The sequence below is a fragment of the Chamaesiphon sp. VAR_48_metabat_135_sub genome (genome assembly GCF_031418915.1).
Lineage (GTDB): Bacteria > Cyanobacteriota > Cyanobacteriia > Cyanobacteriales > Chamaesiphonaceae > Chamaesiphon.
In genome coordinates, this window is the sequence record NZ_JANOJV010000249.1 from 1 (window position 1) to 15,372 (window position 15,372).

At 46.0% G+C, this 15,372-nt stretch carries 13 protein-coding genes and 1 pseudogene; 8 read left to right on the top strand and 6 right to left on the bottom strand.

All coding sequences use genetic code 11. From position 1 onward, the window contains the following. Positions 1 to 625: pseudogene (locus RMO55_RS17220) on the top strand (F0F1 ATP synthase subunit alpha); the annotation flags it as partial. 431 nt (positions 626 to 1,056) lie between these two features. Continuing rightward, positions 1,057 to 2,007: a F0F1 ATP synthase subunit gamma gene (locus tag RMO55_RS17225; protein WP_310428524.1), complete on the top strand. Its 951-nt coding sequence runs from the start codon at positions 1,057 to 1,059 to the stop codon at positions 2,005 to 2,007. Between the two features lie 127 nt (positions 2,008 to 2,134). Here the strand turns inward: RMO55_RS17225 and RMO55_RS17230 are convergent, their stop codons facing one another. Both RMO55_RS17230 and panB read right to left on the bottom strand, forming a co-directional pair. Further along, positions 2,135 to 2,794: a bifunctional 4-hydroxy-2-oxoglutarate aldolase/2-dehydro-3-deoxy-phosphogluconate aldolase gene (locus RMO55_RS17230; RefSeq protein ID WP_310428526.1), complete on the bottom strand. Its 660-nt coding sequence runs from the start codon at positions 2,792 to 2,794 to the stop codon at positions 2,135 to 2,137. A 276-nt stretch (positions 2,795 to 3,070) separates the two neighbouring features. Continuing rightward, on the bottom strand, positions 3,071 to 3,829 hold the full coding sequence (panB, locus tag RMO55_RS17235; protein ID WP_310428528.1) for a 3-methyl-2-oxobutanoate hydroxymethyltransferase: 759 nt from the start codon (positions 3,827 to 3,829) through the stop codon (positions 3,071 to 3,073). A 167-nt stretch (positions 3,830 to 3,996) separates the two neighbouring features. Here panB and chlG point away from each other — a divergent pair, with 167 nt between their 5' ends. Both chlG and RMO55_RS17245 read left to right on the top strand, forming a co-directional pair. Beyond that, positions 3,997 to 4,980 (top strand): chlorophyll synthase ChlG, encoded by a 984-nt coding sequence (gene chlG / locus RMO55_RS17240; protein WP_310428530.1) that lies wholly within the window; start codon positions 3,997 to 3,999, stop codon positions 4,978 to 4,980. A 205-nt stretch (positions 4,981 to 5,185) separates the two neighbouring features. Then, positions 5,186 to 6,940, top strand: coding sequence for a helicase HerA domain-containing protein (locus RMO55_RS17245; RefSeq protein ID WP_310428532.1), 1,755 nt, complete (start codon positions 5,186 to 5,188; stop codon positions 6,938 to 6,940). A 305-nt stretch (positions 6,941 to 7,245) separates the two neighbouring features. On the opposite strand, the gene RMO55_RS17250 is transcribed toward RMO55_RS17245, so the two are convergent. The 4 genes from RMO55_RS17250 to RMO55_RS22340 all read right to left on the bottom strand — a co-directional run bounded on the left by RMO55_RS17250 (position 7,246) and on the right by RMO55_RS22340 (position 10,170). Beyond that, the gene (locus RMO55_RS17250) at positions 7,246 to 8,178 is read right to left on the bottom strand and encodes a prepilin peptidase (RefSeq protein WP_310428533.1); all 933 of its coding nucleotides are present in this window, start codon (positions 8,176 to 8,178) and stop codon (positions 7,246 to 7,248) included. Between the two features lie 82 nt (positions 8,179 to 8,260). Continuing rightward, the gene (locus RMO55_RS17255; protein ID WP_310428535.1) at positions 8,261 to 8,533 is read right to left on the bottom strand and encodes a hypothetical protein; all 273 of its coding nucleotides are present in this window, start codon (positions 8,531 to 8,533) and stop codon (positions 8,261 to 8,263) included. A 133-nt stretch (positions 8,534 to 8,666) separates the two neighbouring features. Continuing rightward, complete coding sequence (gene leuB / locus RMO55_RS17260; RefSeq protein WP_310428537.1) at positions 8,667 to 9,755, bottom strand: 3-isopropylmalate dehydrogenase; 1,089 nt, start codon at positions 9,753 to 9,755, stop codon at positions 8,667 to 8,669. Between the two features lie 349 nt (positions 9,756 to 10,104). Continuing rightward, a complete protein-coding gene (locus RMO55_RS22340) occupies positions 10,105 to 10,170 on the bottom strand; it encodes a hypothetical protein (RefSeq protein ID WP_396134378.1) in 66 nt (21 codons plus the stop codon). 704 nt (positions 10,171 to 10,874) lie between these two features. On the opposite strand from RMO55_RS22340, the gene RMO55_RS17265 reads away from it, so the two are divergent. The 4 genes from RMO55_RS17265 (at position 10,875) to RMO55_RS17280 (ending at position 15,336) form a co-directional block, all read left to right on the top strand. Next, the gene (locus RMO55_RS17265; RefSeq protein ID WP_310428539.1) at positions 10,875 to 11,228 is read left to right on the top strand and encodes a hypothetical protein; all 354 of its coding nucleotides are present in this window, start codon (positions 10,875 to 10,877) and stop codon (positions 11,226 to 11,228) included. 218 nt (positions 11,229 to 11,446) lie between these two features. Continuing rightward, positions 11,447 to 13,267, top strand: coding sequence for a proline--tRNA ligase (gene proS / locus RMO55_RS17270; protein WP_310428540.1), 1,821 nt, complete (start codon positions 11,447 to 11,449; stop codon positions 13,265 to 13,267). 91 nt (positions 13,268 to 13,358) lie between these two features. Beyond that, positions 13,359 to 14,156, top strand: a complete 798-nt coding sequence (locus RMO55_RS17275; RefSeq protein ID WP_310428542.1) for a DUF2993 domain-containing protein — start codon at positions 13,359 to 13,361, stop codon at positions 14,154 to 14,156. Positions 14,157 to 14,580: 424 nt separating this feature from the next. Then, entirely contained in the window at positions 14,581 to 15,336 is a 756-nt protein-coding gene (locus tag RMO55_RS17280; RefSeq protein WP_310428544.1) for a GerMN domain-containing protein, read from the top strand. Positions 15,337 to 15,372: the final 36 nt, after the last annotated feature.

The following is a 15,372-nucleotide window of genomic DNA, read 5'->3' on the forward strand; positions in this document are numbered from 1 at the left end:
CGAACGTGCTGCGAAACTCAGCGACGAACTCGGCGGCGGTAGCATGACAGCATTACCAATCATCGAAACTCAAGGTAGTGACGTATCAGCGTACATTCCTACCAACGTAATTTCGATTACCGACGGTCAAATCTTCCTCTCCTCCGACCTATTCAACTCTGGTCTCCGCCCCGCAATCAACGCTGGTATCTCCGTATCCCGCGTAGGTTCCGCTGCACAGACCAAAGCAATGAAAAAGGTCGCAGGTAAACTCAAACTAGAACTCGCCCAGTTTGACGACCTCCAAGCCTTCGCTCAGTTCGCATCCGACCTCGACCAAGCGACCCAAAATCAACTCGCCCGTGGTGCCCGTCTCCGCGAAATTCTCAAACAGCCACAGTACTCCCCATTATCTGTACCCGAACAGGTTGCGCTAGTATACGCGGGCTTAAACGGCTACCTCGACGATATCGATGTCAAAAAAGTCACAGGTTACACTGCTGCACTCAAAGACTACCTGAAAAACAGCAAACCTGAGTACGCCAAGACCATCAAAGACAACAAAATGCAGTTGACTGATGAAGCTGAAGCATTGCTCAAAGCTGCGTTAGTTGAATGTAAGAAATCCTTCTTAGCAACAGCTTAGAAGTAAATGGTAGGGAATATTTAACTATTCCCTGCGAGTTTTCTTGAGGGGTTACGGAGATCTACCCACCCCGCCCTATGGGCACCCCTCCGAGGAGGGGACTTTTCAGGGTGTTGGTGAAACTCTATGCCAATAATCTCCAACTAAAATCTAAAGTGAAGTGAATGCCGCTCCAAGCTAGCACACCAGCCATCCATACGCAGGGGAGTTTGAGGGGCGGCGTTCCGCCCCTCAACGGGGGGGTTGGGGGGAGCGGCTCGCGCTCGTCGGGTTCCCCGACGGTTTAGCGAGCCAAGACAGACCCCCCCCAATCCGGGTTCTGCCCTCACTAAAAGAATCGCAACTAATCAAGTTCTTATCGTTTGCCGATAAGCTAACACAAGTATTCCAAGCGATACTTTATTCATAAAAATTATAGATAAAAATAAAATATGGCTAACCTAAAATTTATTCGGGATCAGATTCAATCAGTTAAAAATACTAAAAAAATCACCGAAGCAATGCGCCTCGTCGCAGCAGCTAAAGTACGTCGGGCACAACAACAAGTAGTTGCAACTCGTCCCTTTGCTGACAGATTGGCACAGGTTTTATATAGCCTCAAAAGCCGCCTCACATTCGCCGATGCAACTTCTCCATTGCTCCAACAACGGGAGGCAAAATGCGTTGGTTTATTGGTAATCACAGGCGATCGAGGACTATGTGGCGGTTATAATAGCTCTATCATCAAAAAAGCCGAACTTCGCGCCGCAGAACTCAAAGCGCAAGGATTGAGCTATACATTTATCACCGTCGGACGTAAAGCGACTCAGTACTTCCAACGTCGTAATCAACCGATTAGTGAAAGCTACACAGGACTAGAACAAATCCCGACTGCTGCTGAAGCTGGTAAAATCGGTGATGAATTACTCTCCCTCTTCCTGTCTGAAAGCGTAGACAGAGTAGAGCTAGTTTACACTAAATTCGTTTCCCTAATTGCTTCTCGCCCCGTCATCCAAACCTTACTTCCCTTGACTTCTCAAGGCTTAGAAGTCCCAGATGATGAAGTATTCCGCCTGACTACTCGCGGTGGTAATTTCTCCGTCGAGCGCGAGAAAGTAACCAGCTCAGTTGCGGCACTCCCCAGTGATACGATCTTTGAACAAGATCCCAATCAAATCTTAGATGCACTGTTACCGCTCTATGTTAATAATCAACTCCTGCGGGCGTTACAAGAATCTGCTGCTAGCGAACTCGCCGCAAGGATGACAGCGATGAATAATGCTAGTGACAATGCTAAACAACTCATCGGCTCTCTAACTCTTAGCTACAACAAAGCCCGTCAAGCAGCAATTACTCAAGAGATTCTGGAAGTTGTTGGTGGTGCGGAAGCTCTCCAAGGTTAGATTATAGATAATTTATTTTAGAGACAATCACCAAAATTTAGGGTAGGGGTAATGTCTTGTCGGTTTTTTATTCGGAGGTTCCCTCCGAATAAAACCGCCGCTTCATGAATTACCCCTACCCTAAATTTTAGGTGAATTTTATGCCAATGCTAGCGGCTGAGATCGTTAAATAATTAGCTCGATCGCGAATACTTTGCCAATCTTCCCGTATGATTTCAGCCTGGGGAAATAGAGATCCAGCTAATCCCACCGCTACCGCACCCGCAGCTAAAAAATCGTGCGCATTTGTCACCGTCACTCCACCAGTAGGAATCAAGGGTATTCGATCGATCGGTCCCTGCAATACCTGCAAATAACTAACACCACCTACCGCCTGAATGGGGAATACTTTCACCGCAGTTGCACCAGCTTGCCATGCGGTAATAATTTCTGTTGGCGTTAAGGCTCCAGACACGATCGGTATTTCCGCACTAGTAGCAGCTTGAATTAAACTCAGATCGACATGAGGTGTGAAAATATATTCAGCACCACAAGCGATCGCGTTACGAAGATCGGCTAAACTCAATACTGTCCCCGTCCCGATCGAGCAATCTGGTAATTCTGCTCTGAGTAATTCAATTAACTCCCACGATCGATCGCTATTAGCAGTAATCTCAATTAATTTTATCCCGCCAGCCGCTGCAGCCTGAGCCATTTTCAGCCCGATCCGAAGATCTGTCGATCGAATCACCGCAATTATCCGCTCTTGCCTCACAAACTTTAACCAATCTTCTCTGTAGCTTTGCACGATCGATTATCAGTTTTCTAAGAGGGAATTTCTGGTGGGGTTGGGCGGGTTCGTTCTCGCATTTAGTGCTGCGATTTCTGTCAGATTATTAACGAAAGAATGCGGATTGCAACAGTTTTATTTTTAAAAACTAGATCGGAGCCGTTCCCGCGAGCTTCTCCCGATGGAGAATCGAGGGTTTTCACCTTTGAGAATTGCTGGTAGGGCTGGGCGGGTTCGTTCTCGCATTTAGAGTATGTTGCGAGAATTTTTAGCATAAACCCGCCCCTACAGATCTTAACTATTCACATCAGCACTATAATCTTGCACCGCCTGAGTAATAACTGCACGTAAATCGACATAAGCTTTTGCAAATGGCGGTTGACGCAATGTTAACCCTAACAAGTCCGCTGTCACTAATACCTGCCCATCGCAGTCTACTCCAGCACCGATGCCGATCGTTGGAATTGAGAGCTGTTGGGATATTAATTTAGCTAAATCGGCGGGAATATGTTCTAAAACGATCGAGAATGCACCTGCTCGTTCTAATTCTACTGCTGAAGCTAACAGGCGATCTCGATCGAGTTCCGATTGTCCCTGTTGACGATAGCCTAGTTGATGAACTGATTGGGGAGTTAAACCAATATGTCCCATGACGGGGATACCCACCTCAACTAGTCTCGTTATCGTTTGTACCATTGCTGGATATCCACCCTCAAGCTTCACCGCCTGTGCGCCTGTCTCCTTAAGAATTCTTCCGGCTGACTCGATCGCAACCTCGGTGCTAGTTTGATAGCTCATAAACGGCAAATCGACTACAATCAGCGCGTTTTTGACCCCGCGCTTGACAGCTTTGGCATGGTGAATAATTTCGTCGAGAGTCAGGGGTAGGGTATTCTCATATCCCAATGCTACCATCGCTAGGGAATCGCCAACGAGGATCAGATCTACTCCGGCGGCATCTAAGATTTGCCCGATCGCAAAATCCCACGCTGTCAGCGCGACAATCTGTTTTCCATTAGCTTTAAATTGCAACAACTGGCGAACGGTGGGCATGTTTTGGCGTTGGGAGAAGATTTGATATTTGACTGATAGAGTTGGTAGTTATACACTCTATTGTAGAGCTGTTGAGCCTAAAACCTCACATTTAGAGGCTAAAAGTGTTTTCACTACGCTATGCACTCTCAGTGGCTTTACTTATTACTTATTACTTACTTTAATTTATGAGCGATCTACCAATTGAGGCATCCGAGGATAAGAGTGCCAAGACACGACAGATTTTGGGGATGAAGGGTGCTTCGACTGAGGCGGCTTCGATTTGGAAGGTTCGGTTGCAGTTGATGAAGCCGATTACCTGGATTCCGCTGATGTGGGGGGTTGTCTGCGGTGCAGCTTCCTCGGGAGAGTATACTTGGTCGATCGAGAATGTCCTCAAGGCGGCATTATGTATGTTAATGTCTGGGCCATTTTTGACTGGTTATACTCAGGTGGTCAATGAGTGGTACGATCGAGAAATTGATGCAGTAAATGAGCCTTATCGACCGATTCCTTCGGGAGCAATTTCTGGCTCTCAAGTAGTCGTCCAAATTTTTGTTTTATTATTCGGGGGAATTGGGGTTGCTTATATCCTCGATCGAGCGACACATCATGATTTCCCAATTATGACTTGTTTGGCCGTCGGTGGTGCATTTGTCGCTTATATTTATTCGGCTCCACCATTGAAATTAAAACAAAATGGCTGGTTGGGGACTTATGCTTTAGGTGCGAGTTATATTGCCTTACCTTGGTGGGCTGGTCATGCTTTATTTGGTACGCTCAATTGGACACTGATCGTGATGACTCTGTTCTATAGTTTAGCAGGTCTAGGGATTGCGATCGTTAATGATTTTAAGAGTGTGGAGGGGGATCGACAATTTGGTCTGAAATCTCTCCCTGTGATGTTTGGAATTAAAAAATCTGCTTGGATTTGCGTACTGATGATTGATATTTTTCAAGCGGGAATAGCTGTCTATCTAATGACGATTCACCAAAATCTCTACGCGGCAATTTTATTGTTACTGATAATTCCGCAGATCGTTTTCCAAGACATGTATTTCCTCCGCAACCCCTTAGAAAATGATGTCAAATATCAAGCCAGTGCCCAACCTTTTCTAGTGATTGGAATGCTTGTAGCTGGATTGGCTTTCGGACATGCCGCAATCGGTTGATAAATTTGTCGATTTTGTCGATCGCCTGAAGGGGTTGGGCGAGTTTATGCGTTAGTTATCATTACAATGATAACTAACGAACTCGTTCCTACAGATTCGGAAAACAATGGTAAATTTGTGCTATTACTAATAAAAATAATACCCAACCCGTAAATTTTCTAACGGTGAGGATTTGGACGCATCCATATTCAGTATTTACCATCTCATGAATAAACCCCTCGGCTCAGTAATTGAAGGTTCGCTCACAGGTGGATTGGAAGTGCGATTGCATCCAGATATCTCCGTGGAAGATATGCGGGTGGGCAAATTTTTGGTGGTGCGGGGTAGACAGTATGACTTCTTTTGCTTATTGACAGATGTTTGCTTGGGGACATCGAGCGATCGAATTTTAGTCAATCCACCCCATCCCGAAGACGATTTTCTGCTGGATGTTTTGTCGGGAAGTGGTACTTATGGAACAGTAAATCTGTCGCCGATGTTGATGCTGAATAAATTCAGTCAAATTCCGCCATCACTGAGTGGGGGTGCGAGTTTAAATGGGAATGGGAATGGTAAAGGTAAAAAAGCTAAAGCTGAAAATGGTAAAGCACCCTTAGCATCCTTTGAAGCCCAGACGAATATGGAATGGGAGCTTTTACCCGTCAAGACAGTTCCCAGCCACTTCAGCCAGGTATATGATGCCAATGAGAACGACTTTCGATCGGTATTCGGCTGGGAAGACGATCCGACGCGGAAAAATTTTTCAATCGGGCAACCATTAGACATGGACGTTCCAGTATGCTTGGATTTAAAGAAGTTTGTCGAGCGCAGTAATGGGGTATTTGGTAAATCGGGGACGGGAAAATCATTTCTGACTCGACTGTTACTTGCTGGTGTAATTCGGAAAAAAGTTGCTGTCAATCTGATCTTTGACATGCACTCAGAATATGGCTGGGAAGCTGTGCAAGAAGGAAAAAATGTTCGCACTGTTAAAGGATTGCGACAATTATTTCCCAATGAGGTAGTTGTCTACACTCTCGATCCCGAATCCAGCCGTGCGAGGGGGATTCGGGACGCGCAGGATCTTTATCTCACTTATGAGATGATCGATATTGAAGACCTGCAATTAGTTTCGCGAGAACTGGGTTTATCAGATGCGGCGTTAGATAATGCCAATATTCTAGCGAGTGAATATGGCAGCAGTTGGATTAGTCGGCTGCTGGAAATGACTAATGAAGATATTACGATCTTCTGTGAATCGGGGAAGGGACATAAAGGATCGATCTCTTCACTGCAACGTAAGTTAATGCGATTGGAAAAGCTTAAGTATCTTCGCCCAATCAGTCGCCAAGATAATCTCAAAAGTTTAATTCAATCGCTCAGTGCTGGCAAAAATGTGGTGATTGAATTTGGCAATCAATCAGATTTATTATCTTATATGCTGGTGACAAATATGCTCACCCGCCGGATTCATAAACTATATGTAAATAAAGCCGAACAATATCTCCAGAGCAAACAAGAAGCCGATCGACCACATCCGCTGATTATCACGATCGAGGAAGCACATCGGTTCTTAGATCCAGCTATTGCCAAGAGTACCATCTTTGGCACGATCGCCCGCGAAATGCGGAAATTTTTTGTGACATTACTAATCGTCGATCAACGTCCGTCGGGCATCGATAATGAAATTATGTCTCAAATTGGGACGCGAATTACGGCCCTAATTAATGACGAAAAAGATATCGATGCTATCTTCACAGGCGTATCCGGCGCACAGGGTTTAAAATCTGTTTTAGCAAAATTAGATTCCAAACAACAAGCACTAGTATTAGGGCACGCTGTACCGATGCCTGTGGTAGTCAGAACTCGTCCCTACGACCAAAAATTCTATGAAGAAATTGGCGATCCTGATTGGGGCAGTAAGTCAGACGAAGAGATTCTCGTCGCCGCAAAAGCAGCACAAATGGATTTGGGCTTTTGAGTTGTTGTGCTGAGATTTCAAAATAGTGGTGACTCCCAACTAAAATCCAGGGTAGAGCGAATGCCCCTCCAAGCTAGCACACCAGCCATCCATACGCAGGGGAGTTTGAGGGGCGGCGTTCCGCCTCTCAACGGGGGGGGTTGGGGGGGGACCCCCCAGATCCGGGTTCTGCCCCCACTAGGACAATCGAAACTTACTGTTATATGGCGTTTGCCGCTTCGCTTAGTACAACAACTTACCAATCTTTATCCCAAACTGACGTTAATTAGCGAAAAATAATAACTTCGGTGTTCTTAATTTTATGCCTATGAAGCACGCAAACGCATTTTCCGCGTCCAAAATAAGAGCGCGACTAGCATAATTAGTAGAGGGATTGCGAATAAGAATCGATCGGGAGATCGCATAAACTGGAGATAATTATCGATTAGCAAATCTCCCCCAAATAGAGAAATAGTTGCACCGAGAGCGATAAATGGGCCTAATGGTAATGGTTGAATTAGTTTGTTCGCACCTGCTTTAATCCCACCATTTCTCACCGTTGAATATCCAGCCACAGCCACAAAACCAACCAGCGCGAGCGCAGAAGCTAACCCACCTGATAAGAGCACAACTTTCCAACTCGTCCAAGCTCCCACCATTGCCATCAATTTTGCATCGCCGCCGCCCTGCGCACTTTGACCGACCATAATACTGCCCAGAATCAAAATCGTATCATAAATCCAAATGCCCAGCACCATTGCTAAAATGCCTTGGATGAGATATTCTCGACTACCGACGATCGAATGATTAGTATCCAAATAACCTGCAGTAAATTGAAAAGCCAATCCTAAGATTAACCCCGATTGGGTGAGGGGATTGGGTAATGTCATTGTATCTAGATCGATCAGTGTTAATGCCAATAACCAACACATTAGTAGAGAATAACCAACTGTCTGGATCGATAGCCCATAGCGATTGTAAACTAGCACGAACATTATCGCAGTTATCGCTTCAATCAGCGGATAGCGGGGCGAGATTGGTGTATGACAGTGACGACATTTTCCGCGTAATAACAACCAGCCCAAAATTGGGATATTTTCACCCATGCCTAATTGGTGTAAACATTTGGGACAGCGAGATGGCGGCCAAATTACCGATAGGCGAGCCGGAACGCGGTAAACTACGACATTGAGGAAGCTACCGATCGCTGCACCCAACCAAAATACTATTACTTGAACGATCGTGTCGTAAATATTCACTACTACAATTCTTTGCCACTGGCGATAGATTTAGAGAACCTAAATCTATAATTCCCCAACACGACCCACCATTCACCATTAGCTAATCTTCCAATCGATCCACCGAGACAAAAGACTCCTCTGGTAAGAGAATGGGATAACTACTAAAAATTAATTTGCCACGACAACTGAGCTTATTCATCGCTACCCCAATCGGTTGTCGTCGTTGCTTACGATCGGGGTTAATCTGACAATAAAAGCTATAAATATCTTGTGCAGCCCTAAGGAGTGCTGGATCGAACTGTCCGTGAAAATCTGGCTGGGACATGGGAGTAGCTTTAACTTTGGGCGGATCGATCGTAAACACAGTAGTCATTCCTAAAATTATGTTCGGACATTTTAAGATAGATCGGGTTACTTCATCTGTAAATTTAATGAGATCGATAGAAACCCGATCGATCGTTGACTCGGATACCCCTCGAGAGCATCAACAACCGCCCCTAGCTAGATTAGGTTTGTTTTAAGGCTTCAATTAAGACTCGACCCATCTCCCGACAGCCAACTGCGGTCATACCTGCTGACATAATATCACCAGTTCTGTAACCCAGATCCAAAACTTTTAAAACCGCGCGTTCGATCCGATCGGCTGCGTTAGATTGGTGACAGCCATAGCGGAGTAACATGGCGGCACTCAGTACTTGTGCCAAGGGATTTGCGAGATCTTTGCCGGCGATATCTGGAGCCGAACCGTGAACTGGTTCAAATACGCCCAATCCCGTCGCACCCAAGCTCGCCGAGGGTAGCATTCCGATACTTCCCGTCAACATCGCGGCGGCATCGGAGAGAATATCTCCGAATAAATTACTGGTAACGATCGTGTCAAACTGTTTGGGGGCGCGGACTAATTGCATCGCCGCATTATCTACATACATGTGGGTGAGTTCCACATCGGGATAGTCTTTTGCCATTAAGGTGACTCGATCGCGCCATAATTGGGAGACTTCCAATACATTCGCTTTATCCACCGAACACAGCTTCTTCGTCCGTTTTTGAGCCGTTTCAAATCCAACCTTCGCAATTCGATCGATCTCGCTCTCGGTATACGCCATCGTATTCACCCCCCGTTTTTCCCCTGTCTCGGTTGTAAAAATTCCCTTGGGTTCGCCAAAATAGACACCGCCAGTTAATTCTCTTACTACCATCATATCCACCCCCTCAACGATCTCTCGTTTGAGGCTAGAAGCGTCAATAAGCTGGGGTAAAACTGCCGCAGGTCGTAAGTTAGCAAATAGACCTAAACCCGCTCTCAAGCCCAATAAACCCGTCTCTGGACGCAGATGGCGCGGCAGATTGTCCCACTCATAACCACCAATAGCGGCTAATAATACCCCATCGCTTTGCTTACAAGTCTCCAAAGTCTCTGCGGGCAAGGGTTCCCCAGTTGCCTCGATCGCCGCACCACCAATCAATGCCGTGGTAAATTCAAAATTGAGATCCTCTTGTTTGGCTACAACCTCCAGCACATCTACAGCTACCGCCATAATTTCTGGGCCGATTCCATCCCCAGGTAACAGGGTGATGCGATAAGTTTGAGTCATGTTGCTTGCCTTGCGATCGATAACTTGATATTCTACTGTCGATCGGGACTTAGTGGATAGTCAATGGTGAATAGAGATAACATCCCAAAATAATCTATTCCATTTCGATCGATCATTATAGCAGTCGCTAGGGTAGTTAGGACGTTTTGTTAGGATCTGAACATATCCTAACGACTCATTATCATGTGAATTTTAGTGCTTGGTCTGAAACCGCCGCCGAATGAATTCGGGGCTAATGATACAAAGTCCGCCTGCGCGGACTAGGAAATTAGTCTGCGTAGGCGGACTTTGCAATGCGAGCGACAATTTTAATCGTGCGACTTCAATCGTGCGATTCAAGTCATATCACCTAAACAGACTTCGACTTGACACCTTTAAGCCGCCGTTTCAATGCCGCACCACCGCCTAAACCCATTAAAGTACCGAGGATAGTCACGGGTTTGGGTACTGATGTCGCAGAAACTGCGGTTCCATCAAATTGAACGGAAGACCAATACCATTGACGATGTTATTGATATTAGTGCCACTAAACTGCCCCATACTGGTTGAAGCTGTCACTCCGGTAATCAATGCGGCTTCAGCCGTAGAGGCGTTAGCGAGCAATAGAGCTAGAGTAGCTAGCCCTAATCCAAGATTTTTTGTCCATTTGTACTATTCTCTTTTTGAATTTCTGTGGTCTTCGTCAAATCTGACTGAGATCCTTTGTTTTTATGAGTTTAATTTGATTGATTTCAATACAATAGTAGTATATTACATTGATTCGATCGATAAATCAACAACGCCAGAAAAACAGCATTAACATCTTTGTAACACTCGATTGACTGTCAAATCTAGATTTTCTAAGATGCTCGACTCGATCGCATTATCTCCCGTAAATATCTTCTCCTCGATCGCTTTTTCGTCATCCAGGTAAGATTACTAAATTCTGCTCGTACTCAATACGAAACCTGACATAACCTGACCACAGTCGATGTCGGTGGGTGACTTCATCTCTACCCACACCAGCCATTACCCTGCAATGCTCTTTTTCGATCTATTTGTTGACATCGAGATGATGGTGGTGGACAAATATTCCCGAGATCGAACGATAATGATAGTTCTGAGTTTGCCCGCCTAGGATTGATTGGGGAAAAGGAAGGCGTAGCAGTCAGAATACTCGATCGACTAGAGGTAAATTTAGCAACCATTCGGACGCAAGCAATTCGGATGCTGGACGAATCTTCAGAATTTAATATGCTAGGGATCGACTCTCTAGAAGATAATCGCACAGCAGACGATCGATTAATTGAAGATGAAGACGATCTCCGACAGTATTTGTGCGAGACTCAAGATCGATTGTCAGCTTCAAAGACGAAGATCGTGCTTCGAGCGATCCTCTACCGCACGATTGCCCTCGAACGGGGAATTTGTGAAATGAGAAGAGAGATCGTAGCACTTAGAGATCGAGTTGAAAGACTCGATCGAGGGGATTGACATCAGATAGATGTGTTGATGGTAACTTTGGAGGTATGAGCCGATCGCCCATCGATTACATGATCGATCGTGATCGAATCATCACTGAGGCTTCGGAAAGAAAGAGGAACCCCAGAATAAGCCAGAAATTGGTCTACTCACATCGGCCCTGACCCTGTGATAATATCGATAGTCAAACCCTACTGAGCTAGGGCGAGTAAACCAATCGAAAAAATCCGATGAGACTGTCCAAAAGCTTATTTGTCACCCTTCGCGAAGAACCAGCCGAAGCCGAAATCCCCAGCCATAAACTGCTATTACGGGCTGGGTATATTCGCCGGATTGGGAGTGGCTTGTATGCTTATCTACCCCTGATGTGGCGGGTATTGACGAAGGTACGCCAGATTGTCAAAGAAGAAATGGATGCGACTGGCGCACAGGAATGTCTACTCCCCCAACTCCAACCCGCCGAACTCTGGCAACAATCGGGACGCTGGGATACTTATACTCAGGCGGAGGGAATTATGTTCGCCTTTACCGATCGAAATAAGCGGGAGGTGGCTTTAGGCCCAACTCATGAGGAAGTCATTACGGCTGTCGCGAGAGATCTGATTAAATCCTACCGTCAACTTCCCCAACATCTCTACCAGATTCAAAGTAAATTCCGCGACGAAATTCGTCCTCGGTTTGGGCTGATGCGCGGACGAGAATTTATCATGAAAGATGGTTATTCTTTCCATGCAGATACGGAGAGTCTCAAGGCTACCTATGCTGATATGCATCAGGCTTACTGCAATATGTTGACCCGCTGCGGTTTGAAGTTTCGGGCGGTAGATGCGGACTCTGGTGCGATTGGTGGTTCTGGTTCGCAGGAATTTATGGTGTTGGCGGATGCGGGTGAAGATGATGTGATGTATACGGCGGATGGTAAATATGCCGCTAATGTGGAGAAGGCTGTTTCGCTGGCTCCCGATGCTGTTGCGTCAACTTTTACTAGTTGTGAAATTAAGGAAACTCCAAATACTAACTCGATTAAGAAACTAGCAAAATTCTTTGAGTGCGACTTGACATCGATCGTCAAAAACGTTCTTCAGCAAGCAGTTTACGATAATGGGAAGACTGTTCTAGTATTAATTAGTATTCGGGGCGATCGAGAAGTCAATCAAGTTAAATTAACTAACGAACTGGTCAAATTAGCTCCTAATTATGGCGCGAAAACCATCATCGCTCTAGAAGTACCAGATGGAGTCGCGATCGATAAATGGGCAGCGAAACCCCTACCATTAGGTTATATAGCCCCCGATCTGAGCGATGAATATATCAATGCTAGCCCGAATGTCCATCCCCAGTTTCTGCGATTGGTAGATGAAACCGCTGCTAGTCTGGCCAACTTTATCACGGGTACAAATGAAGCCGAAAAACATGTTGTCGGTGCGAATTGGAATACCCAATTTCCTTTACCACCCGTCGTCGATATTCAAAAAGCCCAAGTAGGAGATCGCGCCATCCACGATCCCAGTCAACTCATCGAAACCGCACGGGGGATCGAAGTCGGACATATCTTCCAACTCGGAACCAAATATTCCGCAGCGATGGGCGCGACATTTACCAACGAACAGGGCGAAGAACAGCCACTAGTCATGGGTTGCTATGGTGTCGGTGTATCCCGATTAGCTCAAGCAGCAGTAGAGCAATCTTACGATAAAGATGGCATAATTTGGCCCGTCGCGATCGCCCCTTATCATGTAATTATCTGCGTCCCAAACATTTCTGATGCCCAGCAAATGGAGGTCGCAGAACGCCTCTACACCGAGTTAAATCAGCTAGGTGTCGAAACCATTCTTGACGATCGAGATGAACGCGCAGGGGTCAAATTCAAGGACGCTGACTTAATCGGCATCCCCTTTCGCATCGTCACTGGTCGATCGCTCAAAGATGGTAAAGTAGAAGTCGTCCAACGTGCTACGAAACAATCTCAGGAGATCTCCGTCGAGGATGTTGGGGCAACAATCAAAGAGTGGATCGGAGCGGGGGGCGGGGAGCGGGGAGCGGGAGTTTAGTGCGATCGCGTTCCCTGTATTCCAACTTTTCCAATCTCCAACCGCTCCAGCATCCCATCTCCCCGCTCCCCGCTCCCCCCTCCCCCCTATTATGGAACTAATCGCCATCCTCCTCTCCGGTATCACCGCCTTATTTTCACTCACTGGGGTGGTGGTTGACAAAAATGTTGAGACTGCATTCCTATCGCAGATCGATCGTGCCGAACAACTACAAGTTCGAGTCGATAATGCGCCCGTTCATCAGATTATCAATGGGAAAATTAATAAACTGCGAATTGCTGGACAGGGTGTGTGGGTGACAAAGGATCTGCGGATTGATACTCTAGAAGTCGAAACCGATCCGATCGCGGTAAATCTCAAAGCAATTCAGGAAGATGGCCCAAATCCGCAAGCTTCCTCTCTTCAGCAGCCAGTTCAGGCTGGTGTAAAGTTTAAGTTTAATGAACAAGATCTAAATAATTTCTTAAAATCTCCTGATGCGATCGCCAGATTGCAGAAGATGACTACTAGTACCTTCGGAGGTGTTGCTAGTTCTCTCAACAAAGATTATCAAGTCACCAATCCCCAAATCAAATTTCTCGGCAATAATCGACTGGTAATTAAGGCAGAGTTACAAGATCCTGGCTCCGGGGAGAAACTAGCTGTCAATCTTGAAACTGGGGTTAATGTTGTTGGTGGGCGAAAATTTGAACTGGTGGCACCAAATGCAATGGTGGGAGGTACTCAAGTGCCTCCATTTCTGTTGGCTGGTTTAACTACCGGAATGGCCGACATGTTAAGTGTAGATGTATTAGAACAGCGCGGCATCACGGCTCGGATTCTTCAGTTTAAAGTAAATCCCCAAGAACTCGAACTAGCTGCCTTTATACGGGCATCTGGGAGCAAGTAAGGGAAAATCGGTCATGCTCGATCGAGATCGTGAACGTGGATTAAACAACGGGGAACTCCTGTGCCTCACGCTTGGGAACGGTATGGGGTGAGGGTAGATCGACATTTTATCTGATTTTCACTCCTACCCGTCGGCAGGACAATGGCAACCCTCGAAATTAACTCCCGAGCTTGAGGGCAAATTAAATCTACCAATATTTTGAGAACAACCTGATTTGGGTTATCGCCACACTATTAACGCTCGATCGGGCTATCTCAGCAGAACCTATACGGAACACTATTTCCGACATAAGTTATCGCTGGGAAAAAGAATCAGCTCGAACAAAGCATCTTTTCCCACTTGGTATTTTACCAGTTAAACTAGTAGTGGAGCAACTTTAAAATCAGGTCTTGTCCTCATCTAATTATCTATAGGAATTTTAATTATGGAAGAACAAAAATCTGTATCTAGAAGCATCGTTGCTACTGCCATTTCAGCCTTGGCTGTAGGGGCGACTGTTGCTGGTGGTGGCGTGGCATGGTTCATGTCGCAAAATCGCCCTCAAGCAAGTTCACCAGTCACCCTGACCCCCTCTGCTCCAACTCAGGTTAAACCCTCCGAGGTTAATCCACCGAATATTAACCCAATTACGGTTGCGCCCGTACAGCCTATTACTGTAGCTCCAGTTACGCCCGCACCACTGCCAACAATCGTCGGTCAAAAACCAACAACCGTAGCACCCGCGCCAGCAGGCAAAGTTAAGGTGTTCTGGTTGGACGATAAAGACGGTAAAAAAATCAGAGTTTCGTCCCAAGAACGGATCGCTCGATCGGCCCCACAGGATTCAGAAGGGCTGGTCAAAGAATCCCTCACAGATTTACTAGCATCGGTTGGCAAGGAAGGTCAACAGACATCGACAATTCCATCTGGAACTAAATTAATCAGTAGCAATCTCAAGCAGGATGGACTACACATCGACTTATCCAAGGAATTCACCCAAGGTGGTGGTAGTACCTCTATGCAAGGTAGAATTGCCCAAATCATCTATACTGCCACTAATCAAAATCCTGAGATCCCAGTCTGGATTAGTGTTGAAGGGAAGCAGTTAGAAACTTTAGGTGGGGAAGGAGTAGAAATTAAGCAACCACTGACCCGACAAAGCTTCCAGCAAGAATTTAAAGATAGTGTTGGGGAACAGTAGCAATATTTGACTGTCCATTCTGTTAGTACACCTCGA

What these genes read in the sequence shown, in the direction of transcription:
- leuB (WP_310428537.1), bottom strand. Translation starts at nt 9,755, where the DNA reads ATGACTCAAACTTATCGCATCACCCTGTTACCTGGGGATGGAATCGGC.
- RMO55_RS17275 (WP_310428542.1), top strand. Translation starts at nt 13,359, where the DNA reads ATGGAACTAATCGCCATCCTCCTCTCCGGTATCACCGCCTTATTTTCA.
- RMO55_RS17280 (WP_310428544.1), top strand. Translation starts at nt 14,581, where the DNA reads ATGGAAGAACAAAAATCTGTATCTAGAAGCATCGTTGCTACTGCCATT.
- RMO55_RS17245 (WP_310428532.1), top strand. Translation starts at nt 5,186, where the DNA reads ATGAATAAACCCCTCGGCTCAGTAATTGAAGGTTCGCTCACAGGTGGA.
- RMO55_RS17225 (WP_310428524.1), top strand. Translation starts at nt 1,057, where the DNA reads ATGGCTAACCTAAAATTTATTCGGGATCAGATTCAATCAGTTAAAAAT.
- chlG (WP_310428530.1), top strand. Translation starts at nt 3,997, where the DNA reads ATGAGCGATCTACCAATTGAGGCATCCGAGGATAAGAGTGCCAAGACA.
- panB (WP_310428528.1), bottom strand. Translation starts at nt 3,829, where the DNA reads ATGCCCACCGTTCGCCAGTTGTTGCAATTTAAAGCTAATGGAAAACAG.
- proS (WP_310428540.1), top strand. Translation starts at nt 11,447, where the DNA reads ATGAGACTGTCCAAAAGCTTATTTGTCACCCTTCGCGAAGAACCAGCC.
- RMO55_RS17255 (WP_310428535.1), bottom strand. Translation starts at nt 8,533, where the DNA reads ATGACTACTGTGTTTACGATCGATCCGCCCAAAGTTAAAGCTACTCCC.